Below are 23,064 nucleotides of genomic sequence, written 5' to 3' on the forward strand. Positions count from 1 at the left end.
CTGTAAGGGGCCGCATTCCGGGAATAATCTTGTATACCAAATAGAATACAACTCGCATCAATTCAATATCGGAATGAAAGATTCGTTACGATGCCGTTTGGCTGTGTCTTTCGGGTTTCTTCCCGTTCGGGCGGTGCTTGCCGAAGGTCGAGGAGACGGGCATAGATTCATCATGCCCTACGAATACAGGTCCTCCGGTACCCCTCTGGACGAGAGAAGCGAACCCGAACGCGCGAGTGGCCTCGTGATCGAGGAGAAAATCATCCGTGCCGTTCTTTCCGGACGCATCGCGCCCGGCGAGCGCTTTGGCGAGAAAGAGGTGGGTGAGATTTTTGGCGTATCGCGCACAATGGTGCGTGAAGCCATGATCAGGCTCAGCTCACGCGGGCTGGTCGATGTGACGCCGCGTCGTGGCTGGTTCGTGATCGAGCCGAGCGTGGCCGAAGCGCGGGAAGTGATCGAGGCGCGTCGTGCTGTCGAGTCCGGGCTTATACTCGACCATGATTCGGTCGGACCGGAAGCGATTGCCCGTTTGCGTAGCCATCTCTTCGCACAGGAAGAGGCTCTTGCCGGGCAGGATCTGGCCCGTCGTTCATATCTGCTCGGCCATTTTCATGTGCATATCGCCAACGTGCTCGGGAATTCCGTTATCGCAACGATTCTGGAAAACCTGACAGCGCGTACCGTGCTGATTGCAGCACTCTACCAGTCCGATGAAGACGCCCAGCATTCCTGCCACGATCATGCAGCCCTGATTGCAGCCATGGAACGAGGTGATCGCGACGAAGCGTTGCGTATTACGCGCGATCATCTGATCCATCTTGAAAAGGCTCTGCGTAACCGGGCAAGGAGCAATCGCCATGACAGGCTGCATGACGCTTTTTCCGAAATCGGAGAATAAACGGGGCAATAATGAAACTCCGCCTCTCAATGGCGGGCTCTTACATCGTGCTGACCGGTTGAGCTTGTTCGCGTTTGCGAACCTGACGAAACGCCTCTGCCATCGAGGGGCCGGATAAGGGCGTTCCGAGGTCTGTTAATGAAGTCACCCTGAACAATCCCTGCAGCACAATGAATGGTTAGAAGCAGAACCGGTCACTGATCGCGGAATAATCAGTTACACCATGATCCATGGGCAGGTTATGCCCCTGCGCATGACAATATCGCCCGCTCGCTCCCCGATGCTCACCCCGCATTTTGCGGCAGATCTGTCATCCGATGTGCTTGGCCACCCTGTTTTCGGGCGGGATCTGCGCGTAGGCACACGGGCGTCGCCTCTGGCTCTGGTCCAGACACGCAGCTTTATGGCGCGCCTTGGCGAGGCATTTCCGTTTCTCGAGCTCTTCGGCACGCTGCGTGAGCAGGAAATATCGACCAGAGGCGATCGCGATCAGGTCAGGCGTCTGGCCGAGATCGGTGGCAAGGGGCTTTTTTCGAAAGAAATTCACCAGGCACTTCGCGCGGGCGATATCGATTTTGCCGTTCACAGTCTCAAGGACCTTGAAACGTTCCTGCCTGACGACCTGGTGCTCGGGTGCACCCTGACTCGTGAAGATCCACGTGACGCGCTGGTTCTGCGTGACCGGGACAGGGTGGGTATCGGGAGCGATCCGCTCGATGCGTTGCCTTATGGTGCCCTGATCGGCTGTGCCTCGGTGCGTCGTCAGGCCCAGCTTCTGGCGCGTCGTCCCGACCTGCGTTTCTGCCTGATCAGGGGCAATGTCCAGACGCGCCTTGCCAAGCTGGATGCGGGGGCCTGCGATGCGACTTTCCTCGCGCTGGCAGGGCTTAACCGCCTCGGATTGGGCGCGAGGGCGGATGTCATTTTCGAGCCAGAGGAGATGCTCCCAGCCTGTGGACAGGGGATTGTGGGCATTACCCTGCGTCGTCGTGACGCCCATCTGCTTTCCCTGATGCCCGCTATCGAAGACAAATCGAGCCGTTTTGCCGCTACGGCCGAACGCGCCCTGCTCGAAGGGCTCGATGGTTCGTGTCGGACACCCATCGGTGGGTTTGCGCGTATCGATAACGGGCAGCTGGTTCTGCACGGCCTGATTGCCAGTGAAGACGGTGCGTTTGTTTTACGTCGTTCCCTTGCCGGTGCCCCAGCAGAGGGTGCTCGCATGGGGGGCGAGCTAGCCCGGATGCTCAAACGCGACACGCCTTTGGCCATATTCGAACGTCTGATCGGCCAGCCCGGCTGGTAGTCCCGGCAGGTAGTAAGGTCTGGAATTGTCTGTGTTCTCACAAGCTGAACCTGTGGAGACCACAAACGAAAACGGCATTACTGGAGTATGGCAGCTCCTGTCTTGTTGCAGACACTTATACGGTGCAGTGAGGATCCGACGTTCTGGCATGGAAACCTGATGTTCCCGAACTGGTGCTGGATGAAAAACTCAAATGTCGAATAATTAAGATATTTCCAAGGAGCAGGATACTTGGCTGTTATCTGTACAAGGCGTTACTGTGACTGGCAGTTTATGCCCTGACTCCATTTGGGATGTTTTTCATGTTGTACCGTTCATATCTTTCCGCTGCCCTCGTTCTTGTGGCCGGGCTAGCCCAAATTCCCGCTGCCCATGCTGAAAACGCGGGTGACAAGCCCTGCGAAACCGATTTGTGCCGCTCGGTTCGTCAATCCTGGTCCAAAGTGCGTCAGGATACATCTGATGCAGCACGATGGACGAAAGACGAGAGCGTGAAGGGCTGGGACGCTACGAAGAAGGGAACGGACCGGGCTGCCAACTGGACCAGAAAAGAAGGCACGAAAGGTTGGGACAAGACGCGGAATGGAGCAAAAGACGTTGCTCACGACACAAAAGATGCTGCGCACGATGCGGCTGACTGGACAAAAAAGAAAGCGCACGACGCCGCCGAATGGAGCGCGGATAAGACAAAAGACAAGTCTGCCGGTAATTGATGCGGAGTTCCGGTCTGGCCGGATGCCGTAATGCCGAGCGTTTGCGCCTGTCGGGCGCAAACGATTGACCGGATCTGTCGCGACGGATCCGGTACGCGTCGTACCAGCATTATGCTCTGGGCAGCGCAGTTGAAAAAGAGCGCTTTGCGCGACCTCAGAAAGAGACATTTCTTCGACGACTGAGCAGCCGAACATTGTTCCAGCGGTTGGTGCGAGCTGGCTCGAACGGGACCTCGACCGTAACGACATTCTCAGAATTCCGTATCGCAGGTAAGCGGAAAGACTGGCTACACGCTTTACGCCCGGATTTTCTGTCGATGTGATCCGGTATCTGTCAGGGGCGGGGCGTGAGTGTGGCTCTGCCTGTCAGAGATATAAATACAAACGGTTGGATAGATAAGGGAAGGATCAATAGGACAGGACCAGCAGTCTTAACCAATAGAAATATCTGGTTATTTCCTCTATTGCGGAGTCCTGTAATGAAGTTGTTGAAATTCGGTATGGCGGCGCTGATCGCAACCACGACCCTGACGACAATGCCCCACGCTGCTCATGCAGACGGCATCGAAAACCCCAATGAGTTTTACTGGCCGACAAGGCTGAGCCTTGCACCTTTGCGTCTGCATGGGGTCGAATCAAATCCCTACGGACCGGATTTCAATTACACACATGATTTCCGCAAGCTCGATCTGGATGCCGTCAAGGCGGATATCCGCAAGACCCTGACGCAGTCCCAGCCCTGGTGGCCTGCCGATTACGGCACCTATGCACCGTTTTTCGTGCGCATGGCCTGGCACGCAGCAGGCACCTATCGCGCCATGGACGGTCGTGGCGGTGAGGAAGGCGGTGAGCAGCGTTTCGAGCAGCTGAACAGCTGGCCCGATAATGCCAGCCTCGACAAGGCGCGTCGCCTGCTCTGGCCAGTGAAGAAGAAATATGGTCGCGACCTTTCATGGGGCGATCTGATGGTGCTGACCGGCAATGTCGCGCTGGAATCCATGGGATTCAAGACCATCGGTTTTGCCGGTGGACGCGCCGATGACTGGGAAAGCGAGCTGGTCTATTGGGGCCCCGGCACCCAGTTCATGAGCTCGAACGTCGACTCACAGATCAAGAAGTCGAGCCTCGAGCCGGGCGGCCATCTGCCCAAACCGCTGGCTTCGACCACAAAGGGGCTGATCTATGTGAACCCCGAAGGCCCGAATGGCGTGCCTGACCCGGCTGCCTCGGCCAGAATGATCCGTCTGGCTTTCGGTCGCATGGCCATGAATGATGAAGAGACTGTGGCACTGATCGCTGGCGGCCACACCTTCGGCAAGGCGCATGGTGCGGCCTCTCCCGCCAAATGCGTGGGACCGGCGCCTGCAGCGGCACCTGTCGAACAGCAGGGGCTTGGCTGGGCCAATCACTGCGTGCAGGGCAAGCTGAAGGCAACCGATGCCATCACCAGTGGGCTCGAAGGGGCATGGTCGGCCGATCCGATCCATTTCACTTCGCAATATCTGGATAATCTTCTGGGTCACGAATGGGTGCAGACCAAGAGCCCGGCCGGTGCCACACAGTGGATCCCCAAGGACGCGGAAAATATCGTGCCCGATGCCAGCGACCCGAACAAGCTGCATCCGCTCATGATGTTCACGACCGATATCGCGCTGCGTACCGATCCGTCCTATCGCGCCATTATCACGCGCTGGGCCGCTCATCCCGAGCAGTTTGCCGATGCCTTCGCTCATGCCTGGTTCAAGCTGACCCATCGCGATATGGGGCCGAAATCGCGTTATTTCGGTAACGAGGTTCCTGCAGCCGATTTCCTGTGGCAGGACCCGCTTCCCGCGGCTCAGGGCGCCATGATCAATGCGGCCGATATCCGCGACCTCAAGAAGGCGATTGCCGCTTCAGGCCTGACCGAACGTGAGATGATCAAGACGGCCTGGGCTTCTGCGGCATCGTTCCGTGACTCCGATCATCGTGGTGGTGCGAATGGGGCCCGTATCCGTCTTGCTCCCGAGAATGACTGGGCTGTGAACGATCCGGCCGAACTGCGCACTGTGCTCCCGAAGCTCGAAGCCGTGCAGCAGCGCTTCAACAGTGCCAATCATCATGGACGCAAGGTCTCGCTGGCCGATGTGATCGTGCTGGCGGGTAATGTAGGTGTCGAGCAGGCGGCCAGAAAGGCGGGTACGACGCTCGATCTGCCCTTCGCGCCGGGACGTGTGGATGCCGGTCCGGAACAGACGGACAAGCAGAGTTTTGCCCTTCTGGACCTGAGTGCGGATGCATTCCGCAATTACTACCGCACCGAGCCGGACCAGAAATCACCCACGCAGATGCTTGTCGATCGTGCCAGCAATCTGGATCTGACGATCCCGGAAATGACAGTTCTGCTGGGCGGCCTGCGTGTGCTGGATGTCAACACGGCACATTCTGCACAGGGTGTGCTGACCGCCCGTCCGGGTACGTTGAGCAATGACTTCTTCGTCAATCTGCTCGACATGTCGACACGTTGGGAAAAATCGTCTCAGCCGGGCGTGTATGACGGGTTTGATCGCGAAACGAACCAGCAGCGCTGGACGGCCTCTGCTGTCGATCTGATTTTCGGCGCAAATGCCGAGCTGCGTGCCGTGGTCGAGGTTTATGCCTCTGACGATGCCAAGGCGAAATTCGTTCATGATTTTGCCAATGCATGGACCAAGGTCATGACGCTCGACCGGTTCGATCTGCGTCGCAACTGAGGCGCGCGTAACGGGCCTGTCTGCTCCCCGCGACAGGCAGGTCCGTGATTTTACACCTCCGATATCAGGGAGACCGATGTCATGATTCCAATATTTCCCGCTTTAGCGATACGCATGCGTCCGATCGTCTCAGCCCTGTCTTTAGGGGTGATGGGCGTTGTTGCGCCCTGTCTGGCAGTCCATGCCGAGGCGGCGACTGTCGAGGTCAGAATGCTCAGCCACGCACCATCCGGCGGTCGTGGCTTCGATCCTGCAATCGTGCATGTTCATGCAGGCGATACGGTGCATTTCGTGGCGGCAGACCCCGGCCATAATGTGCAGTCCATTGCCGGTATGGAGCCTGAAGGCGCAGCGCCGTTCAGTGGTCCCATGGGGCACGATCTGAGCGTCACGTTCAGCAAGCCAGGTCTGTACGGGTATAAGTGCCTGCCTCATTACTGGATGGGAATGGTGGGACTTGTGGTAGTCGACAAGCCTGTCAATGAGCAGGCAGCGAAGGCTGTGTCGCAGCCCGGTGCGGCTGGCATACGGTTCAAACAGCTTTTCGAAACGCTCGACCACGGCTGAGCCGATGCCCGTCAGCTCCAATAAAAATGTGGGATCGCCCCTGGTCACGGGACAAGGGCGTTATACATCAGTGGCAATCGTGCTGCACTGGTGCCTCGCCCTTGTGCTGATCGCCCAGATCGGGCTCGGTTTTGCCATGGACCGGGCAGGGTTGCCCGACGCACTTGCTTTCACTGTTTTCCAGATCCATCGCGCGCTGGGTGTTCTGATCCTGCTTCTGGTGATGATGCGTATTGGCTGGCGTTTCACTCATCGCCCACCGGCTTTTCCTGTTGTCGGAAACGCTTTCGAAATGCGTCTCGCCCATGGGGTGCATGGACTTTTATATGGTTTGCAGGTGCTTGCACCGCTTTCTGGCTGGGCACTCGCTTCTGCCTCGACCCTGGAAATTCCCCTCTCGTTTTTCGGGTGGTTCGATTGGCCCCTGTTGCCAATTGCGCCGACCGACAATCACGAAGCCCTGTTTCGCTCACTGCACCACATAATCGTCTGGAGTTTTGCCGGGCTCATCGTTCTTCATAGTGCAGCGGCGGTCTACCACGCGCTTGTCAGGCATGATGGTGTCTTAAGGCGTATGCTTCTTTCCTGATGGTATCTTCGTGCGCTGGATCTATTTGTATTTGTAAAATGACATTTTGTTGTAAATGGTGAATATTTATGGAGTGATACGGTGAAATTTTTATAAACGGATATTTCTCATATCTGTTTTTTTATATCCAGAACCATCCTTTCTGATTTCTGGATGGCACGATGAAACGTTCGTTTCTGTTCGCTGCGGCGCTGATCATGTGCGGTAGCCCCCATGCGCAGGCTGATTCACATAGAAAAAAAACTGCGCCTCGCGCAGTCATGGCCTCGCAGGAGGAGCAGGTGAAAGTTTCTGGCCGTCATCGTGAAGGCGGTGGTGGAATGATGGTCAAACACCTCACGCCAAAAACAATCAGCACACTGACTGCCGATTACATCGAAAAACAGTCGCCCATGTCCACGCCAACGGGTCTGATTGCCAATCTGCCGGGGGTGGTCGGGTCGAGTCAGGGGCCGCTGACAGCGTCTTTCGAATCCTTCCACATACGCGGTCTGGACCGGACGGAAATCGGGGTGACCTATGAGGGCATACCGGCCGCCAATCCGTTTACCTACAGTGTTTACACGCCATCGATGGTCGATACCGAAAACATGGGATCGATTTCGGTCATGCAGGGTTCGGCAGACGTCAACGCTCCCGTCTACAACGCGGTCGGGGCGCAACTCTCGATGACATTACGCAAGCCTGCCACCCATCAGAACCTGTTCGTACAGGCATCTGGCGGGACACATAGCCTGAACAAGGAATTCGTTCGTTACGACACCGGTGAGATCGGTCATAGCGGGGTTTATGGCTTTGCTTCCGGGTCCTATTCGAGCGGCAATCTCTGGCGCGGACCCGGATCGGTCAGCCGCTGGCACGTGGATGCCGCCCTGACCAAAAGCTGGAATACCCATAGCGATTCCGAAGCAATATTCGGCTACACCAAGTCCGATCAGACGGCATGGCTTTACCCGACCCTCGGCCAATGGCGCACTTATGGTGTGGGATACAATACCACGAAAGATCCGAGCTCGCCGGGCTTTTATGAAATCAACAAGCGCAATACCGGTACGGTTTTTGGCGCGCTCAAGAACCATTTCGGCTTCGATCATGGGCTGTCGCTCGATGCCACAGCCTATGGGGTCGAATTCAACGGCCCCTATTTCTGGGGCGCCAATGTACCGGTTTCGGGCGGCTATATCGGCACACAGCGCTACGATCACCTCGATGGCTACGCGCCGTCGAGTGCGTCGCTCAGAACGGCCGTACATCAGCCCTGGTTTACCCTGTCATCGGGGCTGAATCTGGTGGGAAGCTGGAAGCGCTCCTTCAATACGCTGAGCGTTTCCTACTGGTATTCCTACGCGAATGAATCCTCGAACCAGCGCTATTATCCGATCAATGCCCAGGGGCAGTGGACGCGCTCAACCGGCTATCTCACCGCGTTTGGCGGTATGCCGATCAATGAGGACCCTGAGAACGCCCTGCAACAGGCCAACACACTGGCGATCAATGACAAGGTGAGCCTCCTGAACGATCGTCTTGTGCTTGAGGCAGGGCTCAAAACGGCCATGTTCAACCGGCAGTACACCATGGATCTGCCCGGTGCCACGCCCTATAAATCCGTGCGCAATGCGTTCATACCGGCCCCGCAATTTCTGGCGAGCTACCGGTTCGATAATGCCAGTCAGATCTATGTCAATGGAACGACAGGTTATCGTATGCCGAGCAGCCTGAACTCACAGGTTTCGATGTACAGCCATCTGAATGGACAGCCCACTTCCACGCCGCTCGATCCCTATGAGCCGGAATACATGATCGGCGAGGAAATCGGTTACCGTTACAGCGGCGCGATGATGGCGAATATCGCCTATTTTCACTACAATATGACTCATCATCAGATCACGAGTGCAACCTATCAGCCTGGATCGACCAATATCGTGGCGCAGGTGATCGATGCTGGCGGCCAGGAAGCCAATGGCGTGCAGCTCGAACTTGCGACTCATCCCTGGCACCATCTGAGCGCCTACGCGTCGGGCCAGTACATGATGACGCGTATTAGCAATAATATCGCCTATCAGGGGGATTATCTGCCCACCAAAGGCAAGCAGGAACCCGGCGCCCCCAGATTCCTTGCGACGATGGGGCTGAGTTATGACGACGGGACCAATTTCGGGACCTTCAACCTGCGCTATTCGGATGCGCAATATGCCACGTTGATGAACGATCAGAGCATCCCGTCCTACATGACGGCCGATATTTCACTGGGTCGCACCTTGCCGAAATTCGGGCATGTCTCGCCTAAAATCATGCTGAATCTGATCAATATATCGGACCAGCATTATCTGTCCGGCATCTATGGCTACACTGCGGCTGCCGCCTCGCAACGTGGTGTGTATGGCGGGGCGCTGACAGGCTCGCAGCCGACCTACGATATCGGTTCGGGTTTTGCAGCAGTGGTCAGTCTGTCGGGCAACTACAACTGATCATCATCCAACTGACCCTATTAGGCAGATAAATCGTAGCGGGGTGGTGTCGGTGCCCCATCTGCTTCACGCTGCACGGTATCTGAGTCACCTATGGTCATGCGCCTCTATCCAGTCGGTCACAGCCTTAAGAGCGCTCGGGTCGATATCGTTCTCAATCAGGGCATATTCGCCCGGATCGCCCGACCCGGCTTTCTGAAGCAGATGGTTCAGATCCGGCAATTCGATAATGCGTGCCTGGCTGTTATGTGCCAGAGCCCTTTTCAGAGCGGGCAGGTTGAGTTCGGGCGGCACCTGCCGGTCCTTGCTCCCCATAGTCGCCAGAACAGGACAGTCTACCTTCGACAGGACCGAAGCCGGATCGTAGCGGTCGTAAAAGCGTATGGCGGGCAAGGTCAGGCCGTGCAGACTGTCCGGCAGGCCGGATTGTGTTCTGTTGAGGCGATTCCATGCAGCACTCGCGGCCTGCTCGGCTGCCTTCTGGGATTGCTGCGGTGTCATGGCATTGAGCACCGTCTCAACCAATAGGTCGCTCTGATGAGACACGGTTTCGGGAACATGCTGTCTGGCAGCGCTCCAGTGTCTTTGCGCCAGCATGGTCTGGCGTCCCGGTACCGCAGGGGCTTCGAGCAGCACAATAAAGCTGATCTGTCTGTCATGGGCTGCAATCATCGCAGCAATGACACCACCTTCGCTATGGCCCATCAATCCGATCCGTTTCGGATCGATATCCTGACGCTGGCGCATGAAGCGTAATGCAGCCTCGATATCAGTGGCAAAATCAGCGGTAGTGGCTTGAGCAACAGGACCGGTCGATCTGCCCCTCTGCCTGTCGTCCAGACGCAGGACGGCAATGCCCCGTCGTGTGAGCGTGTCGGCCCATAGCAGGAAAGGCCTGTGTCCTGCGATCGTCTCGTCACGGTCCTGCAATCCAGACCCGGTGATCAGAATGACGGCCGGGAAAGGCCCTTTGCCTTCGGGCACGGTCAGTGTGCCGGCGAGATGGGACGGGCCGGAAGGATTATCGAAAGCGACGTCTTCGCTGCGATAGGGGAAAGGGGGGTGCGGTGTCTGGGGCCGCGCCGGTGTCGCACGCACAGGAGCCATCGTCATAACGGTTGCTCTGGTCATGCGCAGGGGAAAGGAGGATGACCCCTGTGACCATGTCCCCGCAAGAACATTGCCCTGTTCGCTCAGGGTGCCAACATAGCGGGCGAAAAGTGCGGGCAGCTCAAGAGTGAGTGTTTGCCCTTTCAGCGTGGTACGTTGAACGGGCAGACCAAAAGCAGACTGCGCGGGGCTATCGAGTGTGGCGGACCATTCGCCCTGTGGAGCACCAGCCCGCGACGAGAGGTGCAGCACAAGCGGGAGGGACTGTCCCTGGGGTAAGGCAAGAATGCCCTGCCAGTCGCCAGTTGGCGTAGGGGCCGCCGCAAGGGCTGTGCCCATGCCGCAGAGCGTTAGAAGAAGTCTTGCCAGCACCATGACCTGCATACTCCGTGTCCAGACCCGGCCAATGGCGAAGCCCGCCGGTACAGGTCACATCATGGAGCGAGCGTGGCTCGATGTAACGCGTTTTACGACGGGGCTGAGGTGCGTCACGGGGTTATGAAGACAAAGCCATCGTGACAGCGGGACAGGAAGCGAGGGCAGGGGCAGAGGTGTACAGAGTCAGCACTTGATGCCTGATATCGAACGAGCTGAGTCCTCCCCGGTCAGAGGAGCATGACCGGGGAGGGAAAAGACTTCAGGCGTCGAACAGGGCCGAGATGGCACTCTGGGCGTCTTTCTGGATCTGCTTCAGGTGATCCTCGCTGACGAAGCTCTCTGCATAGATCTTGTAGACATCCTCCGTGCCGGAGGGGCGGGCAGCGAACCAGCCATTTTCTGTCGTGACCTTGAGACCGCCGATCGGCGCATCGTTACCGGGGGCGCGCGTCAGTTTGGCCAGAACCTCGTCACCGGCCAGATGAGTCACGGGCAGCTGTTCTGGCGTCAGCTTCGAAAGAATGGCCTTCTGGGCGGCGTTCGCTGCGGCATCGATGCGCTGATAGAACGGCGCACCCAGCTCTGCCGTCAGAGCCTTGTAATGCTCGGACGGCGTCTTGCCGGTAACCGCCGTGATTTCGGCTGCCAGCAGCCCGAGAATGAGCCCGTCCTTGTCGGTAGACCAGACGCTGCCATCGCGACGAAGGAACGACGCACCGGCGCTCTCCTCACCACCGAAACCGAGCGTGCCGTTATAGAGCCCGTCCACAAACCATTTGAAACCGACCGGAACCTCGACCACCTTGCGGCCGATCTTGGTGGCCACGCGGTCGATCAGAGCCGAGCTGACCAGCGTCTTGCCAATACCGGCATCCTGGCTCCAGCCGGGGCGGTTGTTGAACAGATACCAGATGGCGACGGCCAGATAATGGTTCGGGTTCATCAGCCCGTCAGGGCGCGAGACGATGCCATGACGATCGGCGTCCGTGTCGGTCGCAAACGCCACATCGAACTGTGAGCCCATGCCGATCAGACGGGCCATTGCGTAGGGGGATGAGCAGTCCATGCGGATCTGCCCATCCCAGTCAGCCGTCATGAAGCCGAAGGTCGGATCGAGTTCCGAACTGACGATCGTGGCCTTGAGGTCATAGCGCTTGATGATGGCCGGCCAGTAATCCAGTGCCGCCCCACCCAGCGGGTCGATGCCGATACGGATGGTGGAATTGCGGATGGCCTCCATGTCGATCACGGAACCCAGATCATCCACATAAGGCGTGATGAAATCATGGCCGCGCACACAATCGGCCTTGCGGGCCTCCTCATAGGGCAGGCGGTTCACATCCTTGAGCCCTGCGGTCAGGAAGGCATTGGCCTGATCCTGGATCACCTTGGTGATGTCGGTGTCGGCAGGGCCACCATGGGGAGGATTGTACTTGAAGCCACCATCGATGGGCGGATTATGCGAGGGCGTGATGACCACGCCATCGGCCAGACCTTCGGTGCGTCCCTGGTTGTACGTCAGAATGGCATGCGAGACGACAGGCGTGGGGGTAAAGCGGCTGTTGCAGTCGATGCGGACTTCCACACCGTGCGCGGCAAAGACCTCGATGGCAGAACGCTGCGCAGGGTCGGAAAGGGCATGAGAGTCGATGCCGATGAAAAGCGGCCCCGTAATGCCCTTCTCCTTGCGATAGCGGCAGATCGCTTCGGCAATGGCGAGAATATGGTTCTCGTTGAAACTGGTATGAAGCGATGACCCACGATGACCCGATGTGCCGAACGACACGCGCTGCGCGGCAATGGCCGGATCAGGCTTGCGGTTGTAGTAAGCCCCGATAAGCGCCGGAATATCGGCGAGGGCGGAGGGGTCCAGCGTCTTGCCGGCGAGAGGGCTGACAGCAGTCATGGGTATTCGGGTCCTTGATCTTGCGGGCGGTTTTCAACCTTTTGAGGTGACACTGCCCAATGGCACTGAGTCAATGCGGCGGAACACACGCATAGGCACATCACATGGCCGTTATGAGGCAGGAGCGACACGCAGCGGGCAACAAAACCTGCTGACAATAACTTGATACAAAACTGATCCTGTCCGGATTGCGATGCGAAACGTTCCTGCCCAGGCAACAGGAACGATAACGCTCACAGGACATTATGATGGAACTCAAGATGCCGCTCGCCCGCAGAGGGTTTCTGACCACGGCGCTGGGTGGCGCAGTCTGCGCCGCCCTTCCGGCCCGTGCCGCCTCGGATGCCACGGCAACCCCGCCAAGCGTGATCAGTCAGCCACCACGCCAATGGGGGGCAGCGGCAGGACCGGCCTATTTCCCTGACCCGGATGTGATCGCGCTCGATCCGTCTTTCGGCAATCTGACCTATTTTGCTGCCCCCATACGGCGCATCTATGACAAGGGCGACTGGACCGAAGGCCCTGCATGGAGCAGCGAAGGGCGCTATCTGGTTTTCAGCGATGTCGTTCAGTCCAGGGCGCTGCGCTATATCTGGGAGACGGGTGAGGTCACCGAGTTTCGGCCTGACAGCTATGCTGCCAACGGGAACTGTTTCGATTTCCAAGGTCGACTGATTACCTGCGAGGATTTCTTCCGTCGTGTCGTGCGCTTCGAACACGATGGCAGCGTGACCGTGCTTGCCGATAAATTCGAGGGCAAGGGGCTGAATTCGCCCAACGATGTCGTGCCGCATCCCGATGGCAGCATCTGGTTTACCGATCCGGGCTATGGCACCAATATTTCGGAAGGCCATGCCGATGAGCCGGGTGGTCCCACCAATCCCGATGGCAAGATCAAATGGAAAATCGGTCGTGAGCTGATCGGTGAGATCGGGGGCGTCCGACGTCAGCAGGATCACGTGTTCCGTCTTGCGCCTGACGGCACGCTCAAGGCCGTGCTGATGGAAAAAGATGTGACCTGCCCGAACGGTCTGGCTTTCTCTCCTGATTTCAAAAAGCTCTATATCGCCTCAACTCCTGCGGCTCCGGGACAGAAAAAGGGTGGCGATCAGGCTATCCATGTTTTCGATGTGCAAGGTGACAGCCTGACCAACGGGCGCGTCTTTGCCGATATGCGTTTCCATGGTGCGCAGATGAATCCCGATGGGTTCCGGGCGGACGTGTTCGGCAATCTGTGGTGCGGCGTCACGGGACCGCTCGGTCTGTGCGGCGTGTTCGTGTTCAGCCCGCAAGGTGTGCTGCTTGGGCGTATACGTCTGCCACAGGGATGTTCGAACCTGACCTTCGCTGGACCGAAGCGCGACCATATCGTCATGTGCGCCGGGAGTGCTCTGTATATGCTCCAGGTGGGCGTGCAGGGCGCTGCATCTTCCTGATATCTGTCGTTTTGCCCTGGTGATTGTTATAATCGTCAGGGCAAAATGTCCGCATGCATGGATGAGGCATTGAGGGTGATGGAATGTAGGTGAATGAAGGCCTCTTGCAGAAGAGTCTAATGGCTATCTTGATGGTTTATTTCAATTTTTTCATATGCAATATTAAATTAATACATCGCTCAGACTGCAAGACAAAAATATATACAATGTCTATATATTATATACACAAACAATACGGCGAATAAGTGCACCTAGCGTGACAAGTGCATTGTATCGTTATATAAAGACTTATTGCGTATAGTTTTGTGTTTGTTACAGGGCAAGCTGCTGTTTGTGTCTCGATAGTTCCCTTTGAGGAGACATGCGGGGCACCCGGATCGTGACGGATGTCACGGCTATTGCTGTATCGACAAACTTTCGTGCCTGTCAGGCGCTCACTCCTAATGGCTCATCGCGGGTGTTTGGATATCAAAAATAATGAGATCTCCTCTTGGATCGATTCATCTGTCTGACACAAAGCTATAACTCTCGAAGCGACAAATACAAGGAAGATAAATGTCGAGCATTATGGAGGAAATGTCTAACCTTAATCCGTGGTTTGCAAGTATAAATGAAGAGACGCGATCTTTTATTTGTGAAAATGCGCGACTGATTCATGTCGGTAAGGGAGAGGCTCTTTTCAGAAGCGGTGAGACGATACCCTATGTTGCCATGATCCGTACGGGTGCTTTATGGGCCGAACGCGCCTCTCCCGAGGGACGTAACTATGTTCAGGCCGTGATGGGGCCAGGGTTTTTCGGGCATTTCGAATGGGTGTTCGGCAATTCCAAGTCGCGTTACGACGTGAGAGCGGTGGTCGATACCGAGGTATTCGTTATTCCTGCGCCTGTCATAAAGGAAGCCCTGAACACCAGCCGGCAGTTTACCGACAAGTACATGGAGCTGATGGCGACATCGCATTCCTTGCTTGAGGAATATTCGTTTGTGATTTCGGTCTATGACAAGACGCAAAGGCTGGCGTGGATATTGAGCATGATAGCCGATGGGCATCGTGGGCTGAGCCATCGCATTATCAACATTCCGGTCACGCAGCTGCAGATTGCCGAAAACATGGGGCTGACCCGTCAGACGATCAACAAGAGTATGCAGTACCTTGCAGAACAGGGCATCGTGCAGATCGGAAAATCGAACGTTACCATTCTCGATGTCGAAAGACTGAAGGATATCTGCCATTTCGATACCCTGAACTAGGGCGGGTATCGCGGTCCTGCGGCGCAGGGAATGGCTGTACGGGTCGTTCCCTGCCGGGTGTCGGGGGGCATCGCCGGAAAACCTGCCGGGGCAGTTCGCGTTGGATCGGCATCCAGTCAATGCGGAGAGTTTTCGATGCCAGTTCTAGATGCAGCACAATCCGGCCACTTTGCGATCGGTGGCGATCTCAATGTTGTCCGTCTCGGCTTCGGTGCCATGCGCATTACGGGCAAGGGTATATGGGGTGAGCCGGAGAACCGCGAGCAGGCCCTGGCCACGCTGCGTCATACACGCGATCTGGGTATTACCCTGATCGATACGGCAGATTCCTACGGGCCATTTGTGTCCGAGGATCTGATACGCGAAGCCCTCTTTCCTTATGACGGGCAGGTAATTGCGACAAAAGGCGGCCTGACGCGCCATGGCCCCGATATCTGGCGTCCGGTCGGCAACCCTGACTATCTGCGTCAGTGTGTGCTCATGTCGTTGCGCCGTCTCGGTCTGGAGCGGATCGATCTGTGGCAGCTCCATCGTGTCGGTCCGGACTGCGTACCCGAAACGCAGTTCGAAGCCATTGCAGCCCTGCGCGAAGAAGGACTGATACGTCACGTTGGTCTGTCTGAAGTCGACGTTTCGATGATTGAGCGTGCAAGCGCGTTTTTCCCTGTTGCGACGGTGCAGAACCGCTTCAATCTGGTCGATCGCAAGTCGGAGGACGTGCTTGATTACTGTACCGCGCACAAGATCGGTTTCATGCCCTGGGCACCGCTCGCGGCAGGCTCTCTGGCGCGTCCCGGTACAGTGCTCGATGCCATCGCCAAGGATCGTGAAGCATCGCCCGGTCAGATCGCTCTCGCATGGCTGCTGCATCGCTCTCCGGTCATGTTGCCCATTCCCGGAACGGGCAGCCCGGCGCATCTGGATGACAACGTCCGGGCTGCGTCCATACGTCTGAGTGACGAAGAATTTGCAGCCCTCGATAAGCAGGGGCGTGAAGCGTGGAAAAGTTCCGAAAAATAAGGCCTTTCGTGCCATGATTGGAGGGGGCGACGAGGTCGCGGGAGAATGCTAGAACGCTTGCCATGATCCACGCTTCCACCGCCCTTTCCTCCCGAGAGTTCCCCCTGATCTGGTTCTCTACCGCCTTTGGCGGCGGGGGCGGTGGGCGCAGGCCGATGGGTGGCCAGCGTGGCCCCGAAGGGGGCGGTCAGCCACCGCGCGGGCCCCGTTATCGCCGCTGGCGTCAGGGACTGGCCGTTGCGGCCGGGATCGTTCTTGTGGGTACTGCGGGAGCCGGTCTTTTCGTCTGGCATCAATACGAGAAAATTGCTTCCGATTTACCCAGCGTCGATACGCTCAAGACCTATCAGCCTCCGACAGTCAGCCGTATCTATACGTCCGATGATCGTATCATGGCTGAACTTGCGGCCGAGCGTCGCATCTACATGCCGATCAACGCCATTCCCGATCGCGTGAAAAATGCCTTCATCGCGCCCGAGGATCAGAATTTCTATACCCATGCCGGTCTGGACCCGCTGGCGATCATACGCGCCGAGCTGACCAATCTGACCCACCGCAGCAAGCGTGCCCTCGGTGCCTCGACCATCACCCAGCAGGTGGCGCGCAACATGCTGCTTAACAGCAATGTGCGTACGCTCGAACGCAAGGAAAAAGAGGCCCTCCTTGCCTTGCGTATCGAGCAGACGCTGAGCAAGGACAAGATTCTCGAAATCTATCTGAACGGCATCTATCTGGGGAATGGCGCCTATGGCGTTGCCGCTGCCGCGCAGACCTATTTCAACAAGCCGCTGGACCAGCTGACCGATGCCGAGGCTGCTTTCCTCGGGGCGCTGCCGAAATCTCCGGCCAATTACAATCCCTACCGCCATCCCGAGCGCGCCATCGAGCGACGCAACTGGGTGCTGGATCGTATGGCCGATATCCACGCTATCACGCGTGAGGCGGCGGCTGAGGGGCAGAAAGAACCGCTGATCCCGCACGATGCCGTGCGTTTCGGCCCCCTGCCCAATGCGGAATGGTTCGGTAGCGAGGTGCGCCGTCAGCTGATCGAGCGTTACGGACCCGATCGCGCCATGCAAGGCGGTCTGGAAGTGCACACCAGTCTAGACCGCAAGTTGCAGGATGCTGCGACGCAAAGCCTGCGTCAGGGGCTTCTTGACTACGATCGTGCGCATAGCCGCTGGCGCGGTCCGGTGACGAAGTTGCACGATGCGGTGGCTGGCGGAACCTGGGCCGAGGCGCTCAAGGACGTTACGCCGCCTGCGGGGATGATCGACCAATGGCGTCTTGCGGTCGTGCTGTCGCCCGCTCAGGGGCGCGTGGGCTGGCTGTCGCATGGCACGCCGCAGGAAGGGCAGGTGCTTCCCAAGGATCTCGGCTGGATGCGCAGTGCGGGCGCATTGGCTGCGGGCGATGTCATCATGATCGAACCGCAGGCTGAATCGGGGCGTGTCGCCGTAAGGCAGGTGCCCAAGGTCGAGGGTGCGCTGGTCAGTCTCGATGCCCGTACCGGGCGGGTTCTGGCCATGGTCGGCGGCTGGTCGTTCAAGGAATCGCAATTCAACCGCGCGACGCAGGCCCTGCGTCAGCCCGGTTCGTCATTCAAGCCGTTCGTCTATCTCGATGCCATGGAGCAGGGCATACCGCCTTCCGAGAAGTTCGACGATGCTCCCGTTTCCTATGGAGACTGGCATCCGAAGAACTACGAGGAGGATAACTGGGGCCCGACAACGCTGCATGATGCGCTGCGTGAAAGCCGCAATCTCGTCACTATTCGTCTGGCTGCTCATCTGGGCATGAAATCCGTCGCGGATATGGCCATCTCCATAGGTCTGGTCGACCAGATGCCTCATGTGCTGCCGGCAGCACTGGGCGCTGTGGAAACCACCGTCCTGCGGGAGGCGGGGGCTTATGCCACGATTGCGTCGGGCGGGAAGCTCGTCACGCCTTCGCTGATCGATGCAGTTCTGGACCGTGATGGCAGTGTGCTGTGGAAGCCTGAAGGTATTGCGCTCAGCACAACAATGCAGGCTCCCAACCAGACGGCTGTTGTCGCACCGGCCATGCCGGCTCCTGCCAGTCCGGCCGATGCTTCAGCCTCTGCACAGTCTGCGGCCGCTCCTGCGCCCGCAAACCCCACAACGCCGGTGGCGGGTGGCGTCGAAGTGCCTGCTCTGCAGGATAACCGTCGTCAGGTCGCCAGTGCAGCCAGCGCCTATCAGATTACAGCCATGATGCAGGACGTGATCAAGCGTGGTACGGGTTCGATAGCAGGGCAGGGCATTACGCGCGAGATTGCCGGCAAGACCGGCACGAGCCAGGACTTCCGCGATGCATGGTTTGCCGGGTTCTCGCCCGATATCGTGACAGTGGTCTGGATCGGGTTCGATACGCCGCAATCGCTCGGCAAGAGCGAAACGGGCGGCCGTATTGCAGGCCCGATATGGAACCGCTTCATGAAGGTCGCGCTCGAAGGCCGACCCGAGCTGCATTTCCGCGTTCCTGAAGGCGTGACGCTCGCGCGCTACGACACGGGGCGCCTGATGGCGGTTGATGGGTTCAAGGCCGATCAGGTGCCGGGCATGAGTATTGCGCTGCATGGCTTCGGCGCTGGTACCGAAGCCCTGACAGCGGCCGATACCGGAACCGACCTGTATGATACAGAGACCGACATGGCGGGCGCCTCGGCACAGGCCGGGCTGAACGAGCCGGGAAGCGAGAATTCCGGCGCCCCGAAAAAACAGCAGGCCCCCAATGCCCAGCCACAGGGTGACATCGGCATGGGCGGCCTTTATTGAGACCTATCCATCTTTCAGGAGCATGAATCATGTCGGCCGAAACCGAGGCCCTTTCGGAGCAGATCAAGCAGTCGGTGGCACTGCTGAGGAGGCATCTTTGACTGGGATGCTGCACAGACACGTCTCGCCGAACTCAATCATCGCGTAGAAGACCCCGATCTCTGGAACGATGCCGATGCCGCGCAGAAGCTGATGCGCGAGCGTACGCTGCTGGCCACGCAGATCGAGGGAGTCGAGAAGATCGAGCAGGATACTGCCGATATGCTCGAACTTGTCGAACTGGCTGAGGACGAACAGGACCAGGATACGGTCGCCGAGGCAGTTGCCACGCTGCGCAAGCTGGCCGAACAGGCCAATGCACGCCAGATCGAGAGCCTGCTTTCGGGCGAAGCAGACAGCAATGACTGCTATATCGAGGTGAATGCAGGCGCTGGCGGTACGGAGGCTCAGGACTGGGCCGAAATGCTGCTGCGCATGTACACACGCTGGGCTGAGCAGCGCGGTTACAAGGTGACCGTGATGGAAGTCAGCGAAGGCGAGCAGGCCGGGATCAAATCCGCCACGCTTCAGGTCACCGGGGCCAATGCCTATGGGTGGCTCAAGACCGAGGCCGGGGTGCATCGCCTGGTGCGCATTTCGCCTTTCGATGCGGCTGCGCGTCGTCAGACGTCCTTCGCTTCCGTATGGGTTTATCCTGTCGTGGACGATACGATCGAGATCGAGGTCAATGACAGCGACCTGAAGGTCGATACGTTCCGTGCCTCGGGTGCGGGCGGGCAGCACGTCAACAAGACCGATTCGGCGATTCGCATCACGCATATCCCGACCGGTATCGTCGTGGCGTGTCAGACCGACCGGTCCCAGCATCGCAACCGCGCAACCGCCATGCAGATGCTGAAAGCGCGTATGTACGAGGCCGAGCTGCAGAAGCGCGAGGCCGCTGCGGCGCAGACGGAAGCAGCCAAGACCGATATCGGCTGGGGACACCAGATTCGTTCATACGTTCTGGCGCCGTATCAATTGGTCAAGGACCTGCGTACCGGGGTGGAAAAAGGCAATCCCGATGCAGTGCTCGACGGCGCGCTGGACGACTTCATGTCCGCCGCACTGGCGCAACGCGTTGGCGCAACGCGTTCGGAGGCGAGTGCCTCAGCTCAATAAGGCATAGGGCTGCAACGGGGCTGAATCTCTTGCGCAGCAAGACTTTCAGCCCCTTTTTGCGCGTTTCACAAATATTACTCTTGCAGTGAATTAATGTTCCGTTTCACTGTGTCTTAAAGTGCCGTACCCTTGGTATGCAAAACCACGCAGGCCGGAAAACGGTACGGACGCAACGAAACTGACTTGACAGCAGTGCCTTACCTTTGCCCAATTTGCACGGGTGCCATGCGCTGGGAGCATGGTAAACATTTCGGGATGTGTCGGCCAGACTGACGCCTGACCGAAACGCAAGTCGCATGGGGCGGTTGCGATAATATCAAGTCGGTCCGCCCCTCTCGCTGCGAGAGGTGTGGGGCACAGGACAGAGGGTTTGGAGTGACACAACCGATGAACTACGCCGAGCAGGAGCGACGCCCGACGAAGTACATCGTCGGCATCGCAATCGCTGTGCTTTTCCACATCGTTGTGATCTACGCCTTGATGAACGGGTTGGGTTCGAAAATCGTCGAACAGTTCCATCCCCCGATCAAGACAAAGATCATCACGGAGCCGAAGAAGCCGCCGCCGCCGCCGCCACCGCCGCCGCCGCCGCAGATGACGACGCCGCCGCCGCCGTACATACCGCCGCCGAAGATCCAGATTCAGCCGCCGCCACAGAAGCATGTGATCAAGCAGGTCACGCATGAGAAGCCGCCGGCACCTGTGCCGCCTGCGAATAATGCGCCGCCGGCACCTGCAGCTCCTGTCGGTCCGCCTGTGCCTGATCACTCGGCCGGCGCCTCGCCGATCAACGGTGCCCGTCCGGTCTTCCCTGAGGAGATGCTGGAAGAAAACCGTGAAGGCAGTGTCACTGTAGCCTGCGATATCGGTACCGACGGTCGTACATCGAACTGCCAGGTAACCAACTCGACGGGCGGACATGCCTTCGTCGAAGCGGCCATGGAGTTCCTCCGCAAGGCCCGTTACCAGCCTGCGGTCACGAACGGACAGCCGGTGGTGGAGCATCATCACACCCTGCACATCAACTTCACCCTGGGTGACTGAGTGCATGGCAGCCGGGCTCACACCCCCGGCTGCACAGGAGAATGACGGGGGAAGAGGTTCCGGGAACCTCGACCTCCGACGGGGCAGGGGGGCAGGCAGCCTCCGCGCCCCGGAAAAAGAGAAACCAAGCCGTGCCCGGCCGAGAACGGGACGGCACTGCCAGAGTCCTTCTAGGAGGGGCTCTTTTTCAGAGGATTTGGAGTTAATGACGAGACTGTTCCGCCTTCCCGCTCTCGCCGCCCCGGCCCTGGCAGTCACGCTTGCCGTGGCGCAAGGTGTGGTCGTGCCGGCTGTTGCTCTTGCCCAGGAAACGCCGGCCGCACAGCAGCCTGCCGCCCCTGCTCCCGACGCTGCTGCCCCGGCTCCCGCAGCGCCTGACGCTGCCGCTCCGGCTGCGCCCGCCCCCGATGCAGCCGCTCCTGGTGCAGCTGCTCCCGATGCTGCCGCTCCGGCCGCGCCTGCTCCCGATGCCGCTCCGGCTCCAGAGGCCCCCGCCGAAGCCACGGCCCCGAAGTCCCAGGAAAATCCGTACGGTCTGGGCGCTCTGTGGGCCAATGGTGACGCCATTGCCCGTGGCGTTCTGCTGATCATGGTCATCATGTCTGCAGGCACCTGGATCATCATGGTCACCAAGTTCCTGGAGCAGTCCAAGGTGTTCGCCGCTTCCAAGGAAGCTGCCCGTGAATTCTGGACCAAGCCGACCGTTCAGGAAGGTGCTGCTGCCCTGAAGCCGGCCTCGCCGTTCCGCTACATTGCCGAGACCGGTATTGTTGCTGCCGAGCATCATGAAGGCTCGATGCGCGACGCCATCGACCTGCACAGCTGGACCGCCATGTCCGTTCAGCGTTCCGTCGACACCATCAACACGCGTCTGCAGGGCGGCCTTGCCTTCCTCGGTACCGTGGGTTCGACCTCGCCGTTCGTCGGTCTGTTCGGTACCGTCTGGGGTATCTATCACGCCCTGACCGCCATCGGCATTGCAGGCCAGGCTTCGATCGACAAGGTTGCCGGCCCGGTTGGTGAATCGCTCATCATGACGGCTATCGGTCTCGCGACCGCTGTTCCGGCCGTGCTCGGCTACAACCTGCTCGTTCGTCGTAACAAGGGTGCCATGGATCGCGTGCGCAACTTCGCTGCTGACGTCCAGTCCGTCCTGCTGGGTGGCTTCCGTCATGGTGTTGCTCCGACGCCGAGCGCCGATCATAGCCCGACGACCACGACCACCAGCTCGCGAGTTGCCTGATCATGGCAATGAACGTCGGTGGGGGTGGTGAAGAAGACGAAGTCGTCTCGGCGATCAACACGACGCCGCTCGTCGACGTGATGCTTGTTCTTCTCATCATCTTCCTGATCACCATCCCGGTTGCGACGCATACCGTGAAGGTGCAGCTGCCGCGCGACGCCAACCAGCCGACCCAGACCAAGCCAGGCAATATCGTCCTGGCGGTCACGGCGAACGGTCAGGCGTACTGGAACGAAGTTCCTCTGCGTGGTCATCAGGATCTGCTCGATCGTCTCGAGAAGATCGCGGTCATCAAGCCTCAGCCCCAGATCCAGATCCGGGGTGACGGCAAGGCCCGTTACGAAGCTGTCGGCAAGATCGTTGCGACATGTCAGGAAGCTGGCATCTATCGCATCGATTTCATCACCGAGCAGCCTCACTCCTGATTTCGGTCAGGACACT

General features: G+C 58.5%; 17 protein-coding genes. 15 read left to right on the forward strand and 2 right to left on the reverse strand.

All coding sequences use genetic code 11. The features are described 5' to 3' along the window. Nucleotides 1–172 precede the first annotated feature (172 nt). The 7 genes from NF685_RS00640 to NF685_RS00670 all read left to right on the forward strand — a co-directional run bounded on the left by NF685_RS00640 (nt 173) and on the right by NF685_RS00670 (nt 9,276). Nucleotides 173–901: a GntR family transcriptional regulator gene (locus NF685_RS00640; protein ID WP_252848196.1), complete on the forward strand. Its 729-nt coding sequence runs from the start codon at nt 173–175 to the stop codon at nt 899–901. Between the two features lie 253 nt (nt 902–1,154). Further along, nucleotides 1,155–2,207 carry a hydroxymethylbilane synthase gene (hemC, locus tag NF685_RS00645; RefSeq protein ID WP_252848197.1) on the forward strand — a complete coding sequence of 351 codons (1,053 nt, stop codon included), beginning with the start codon at nt 1,155–1,157 and terminating at the stop codon, nt 2,205–2,207. A gap of 293 nt (nt 2,208–2,500) precedes the next feature. Beyond that, complete coding sequence (locus NF685_RS00650) at nt 2,501–2,920, forward strand: hypothetical protein (RefSeq protein ID WP_252848198.1); 420 nt, start codon at nt 2,501–2,503, stop codon at nt 2,918–2,920. A 536-nt stretch (nt 2,921–3,456) separates the two neighbouring features. Then, nucleotides 3,457–5,652 carry a catalase/peroxidase HPI gene (gene katG, locus NF685_RS00655; RefSeq protein WP_252848467.1) on the forward strand — a complete coding sequence of 732 codons (2,196 nt, stop codon included), beginning with the start codon at nt 3,457–3,459 and terminating at the stop codon, nt 5,650–5,652. Nucleotides 5,653–5,733: 81 nt separating this feature from the next. Next, nucleotides 5,734–6,219, forward strand: a complete 486-nt coding sequence (locus tag NF685_RS00660) for a pseudoazurin (RefSeq protein ID WP_252848199.1) — start codon at nt 5,734–5,736, stop codon at nt 6,217–6,219. 4 nt (nt 6,220–6,223) lie between these two features. Next, entirely contained in the window at nt 6,224–6,808 is a 585-nt protein-coding gene (locus NF685_RS00665) for a cytochrome b (RefSeq protein ID WP_222546394.1), read from the forward strand. A gap of 161 nt (nt 6,809–6,969) precedes the next feature. Beyond that, the gene (locus tag NF685_RS00670) at nt 6,970–9,276 is read left to right on the forward strand and encodes a TonB-dependent receptor (protein ID WP_252848200.1); all 2,307 of its coding nucleotides are present in this window, start codon (nt 6,970–6,972) and stop codon (nt 9,274–9,276) included. Between the two features lie 87 nt (nt 9,277–9,363). Here the strand turns inward: NF685_RS00670 and NF685_RS00675 are convergent, their stop codons facing one another. Both NF685_RS00675 and pgm read right to left on the reverse strand, forming a co-directional pair. After that, nucleotides 9,364–10,761, reverse strand: a complete 1,398-nt coding sequence (locus tag NF685_RS00675; protein ID WP_252848201.1) for an alpha/beta hydrolase family protein — start codon at nt 10,759–10,761, stop codon at nt 9,364–9,366. A 262-nt stretch (nt 10,762–11,023) separates the two neighbouring features. Then, nucleotides 11,024–12,670, reverse strand: coding sequence for a phosphoglucomutase (alpha-D-glucose-1,6-bisphosphate-dependent) (gene pgm / locus NF685_RS00680; protein WP_252848202.1), 1,647 nt, complete (start codon nt 12,668–12,670; stop codon nt 11,024–11,026). A 260-nt stretch (nt 12,671–12,930) separates the two neighbouring features. Here pgm and NF685_RS00685 point away from each other — a divergent pair, with 260 nt between their 5' ends. The 8 genes from NF685_RS00685 to NF685_RS00720 all read left to right on the forward strand — a co-directional run bounded on the left by NF685_RS00685 (nt 12,931) and on the right by NF685_RS00720 (nt 23,048). Beyond that, nucleotides 12,931–14,106: an SMP-30/gluconolactonase/LRE family protein gene (locus NF685_RS00685; RefSeq protein ID WP_252848203.1), complete on the forward strand. Its 1,176-nt coding sequence runs from the start codon at nt 12,931–12,933 to the stop codon at nt 14,104–14,106. Between the two features lie 555 nt (nt 14,107–14,661). After that, nucleotides 14,662–15,357, forward strand: a complete 696-nt coding sequence (locus NF685_RS00690; protein ID WP_252848204.1) for a Crp/Fnr family transcriptional regulator — start codon at nt 14,662–14,664, stop codon at nt 15,355–15,357. Between the two features lie 135 nt (nt 15,358–15,492). Next, the gene (locus NF685_RS00695; RefSeq protein WP_252848205.1) at nt 15,493–16,377 is read left to right on the forward strand and encodes an aldo/keto reductase; all 885 of its coding nucleotides are present in this window, start codon (nt 15,493–15,495) and stop codon (nt 16,375–16,377) included. A gap of 155 nt (nt 16,378–16,532) precedes the next feature. Beyond that, nucleotides 16,533–19,175, forward strand: a complete 2,643-nt coding sequence (locus NF685_RS00700) for a penicillin-binding protein 1A (protein ID WP_252848468.1) — start codon at nt 16,533–16,535, stop codon at nt 19,173–19,175. Between the two features lie 29 nt (nt 19,176–19,204). Further along, a protein-coding gene (gene prfB, locus NF685_RS00705) for a peptide chain release factor 2 (protein WP_222546401.1) occupies nt 19,205–20,336 on the forward strand; the annotation gives its coding sequence in 2 pieces (ribosomal slippage) (nt 19,205–19,273 and nt 19,275–20,336; 1,131 coding nt in all). Between the two features lie 387 nt (nt 20,337–20,723). Further along, complete coding sequence (locus NF685_RS00710; protein WP_222546402.1) at nt 20,724–21,380, forward strand: energy transducer TonB; 657 nt, start codon at nt 20,724–20,726, stop codon at nt 21,378–21,380. 205 nt (nt 21,381–21,585) lie between these two features. Then, the gene (locus NF685_RS00715; RefSeq protein WP_222546403.1) at nt 21,586–22,623 is read left to right on the forward strand and encodes a MotA/TolQ/ExbB proton channel family protein; all 1,038 of its coding nucleotides are present in this window, start codon (nt 21,586–21,588) and stop codon (nt 22,621–22,623) included. A gap of 2 nt (nt 22,624–22,625) precedes the next feature. Next, on the forward strand, nt 22,626–23,048 hold the full coding sequence (locus NF685_RS00720; RefSeq protein ID WP_222546404.1) for an ExbD/TolR family protein: 423 nt from the start codon (nt 22,626–22,628) through the stop codon (nt 23,046–23,048). Nucleotides 23,049–23,064 lie beyond the last annotated feature (16 nt).

The sequence above is a fragment of the Asaia lannensis NBRC 102526 genome, from assembly GCF_024054035.1.
Lineage (GTDB): Bacteria > Pseudomonadota > Alphaproteobacteria > Acetobacterales > Acetobacteraceae > Asaia > Asaia lannensis.

Coding starts and splice junctions, on each gene's coding strand:
- NF685_RS00640 (WP_252848196.1), top strand. CDS start 173: ATGCCCTACGAATACAGGTCCTCCGGTACCCCTCTGGACGAGAGAAGC.
- NF685_RS00675 (WP_252848201.1), bottom strand. CDS start 10,761: ATGGTGCTGGCAAGACTTCTTCTAACGCTCTGCGGCATGGGCACAGCC.
- NF685_RS00695 (WP_252848205.1), top strand. CDS start 15,493: ATGCCAGTTCTAGATGCAGCACAATCCGGCCACTTTGCGATCGGTGGC.
- NF685_RS00665 (WP_222546394.1), top strand. CDS start 6,224: ATGCCCGTCAGCTCCAATAAAAATGTGGGATCGCCCCTGGTCACGGGA.
- NF685_RS00690 (WP_252848204.1), top strand. CDS start 14,662: ATGTCGAGCATTATGGAGGAAATGTCTAACCTTAATCCGTGGTTTGCA.
- NF685_RS00685 (WP_252848203.1), top strand. CDS start 12,931: ATGCCGCTCGCCCGCAGAGGGTTTCTGACCACGGCGCTGGGTGGCGCA.
- pgm (WP_252848202.1), bottom strand. CDS start 12,670: ATGACTGCTGTCAGCCCTCTCGCCGGCAAGACGCTGGACCCCTCCGCC.
- NF685_RS00700 (WP_252848468.1), top strand. CDS start 16,533: ATGGGTGGCCAGCGTGGCCCCGAAGGGGGCGGTCAGCCACCGCGCGGG.
- hemC (WP_252848197.1), top strand. CDS start 1,155: ATGACAATATCGCCCGCTCGCTCCCCGATGCTCACCCCGCATTTTGCG.
- katG (WP_252848467.1), top strand. CDS start 3,457: ATGCCCCACGCTGCTCATGCAGACGGCATCGAAAACCCCAATGAGTTT.
- NF685_RS00650 (WP_252848198.1), top strand. CDS start 2,501: ATGTTTTTCATGTTGTACCGTTCATATCTTTCCGCTGCCCTCGTTCTT.
- NF685_RS00660 (WP_252848199.1), top strand. CDS start 5,734: ATGATTCCAATATTTCCCGCTTTAGCGATACGCATGCGTCCGATCGTC.
- NF685_RS00720 (WP_222546404.1), top strand. CDS start 22,626: ATGGCAATGAACGTCGGTGGGGGTGGTGAAGAAGACGAAGTCGTCTCG.
- NF685_RS00670 (WP_252848200.1), top strand. CDS start 6,970: ATGAAACGTTCGTTTCTGTTCGCTGCGGCGCTGATCATGTGCGGTAGC.
- NF685_RS00710 (WP_222546402.1), top strand. CDS start 20,724: ATGAACTACGCCGAGCAGGAGCGACGCCCGACGAAGTACATCGTCGGC.
- NF685_RS00715 (WP_222546403.1), top strand. CDS start 21,586: ATGACGAGACTGTTCCGCCTTCCCGCTCTCGCCGCCCCGGCCCTGGCA.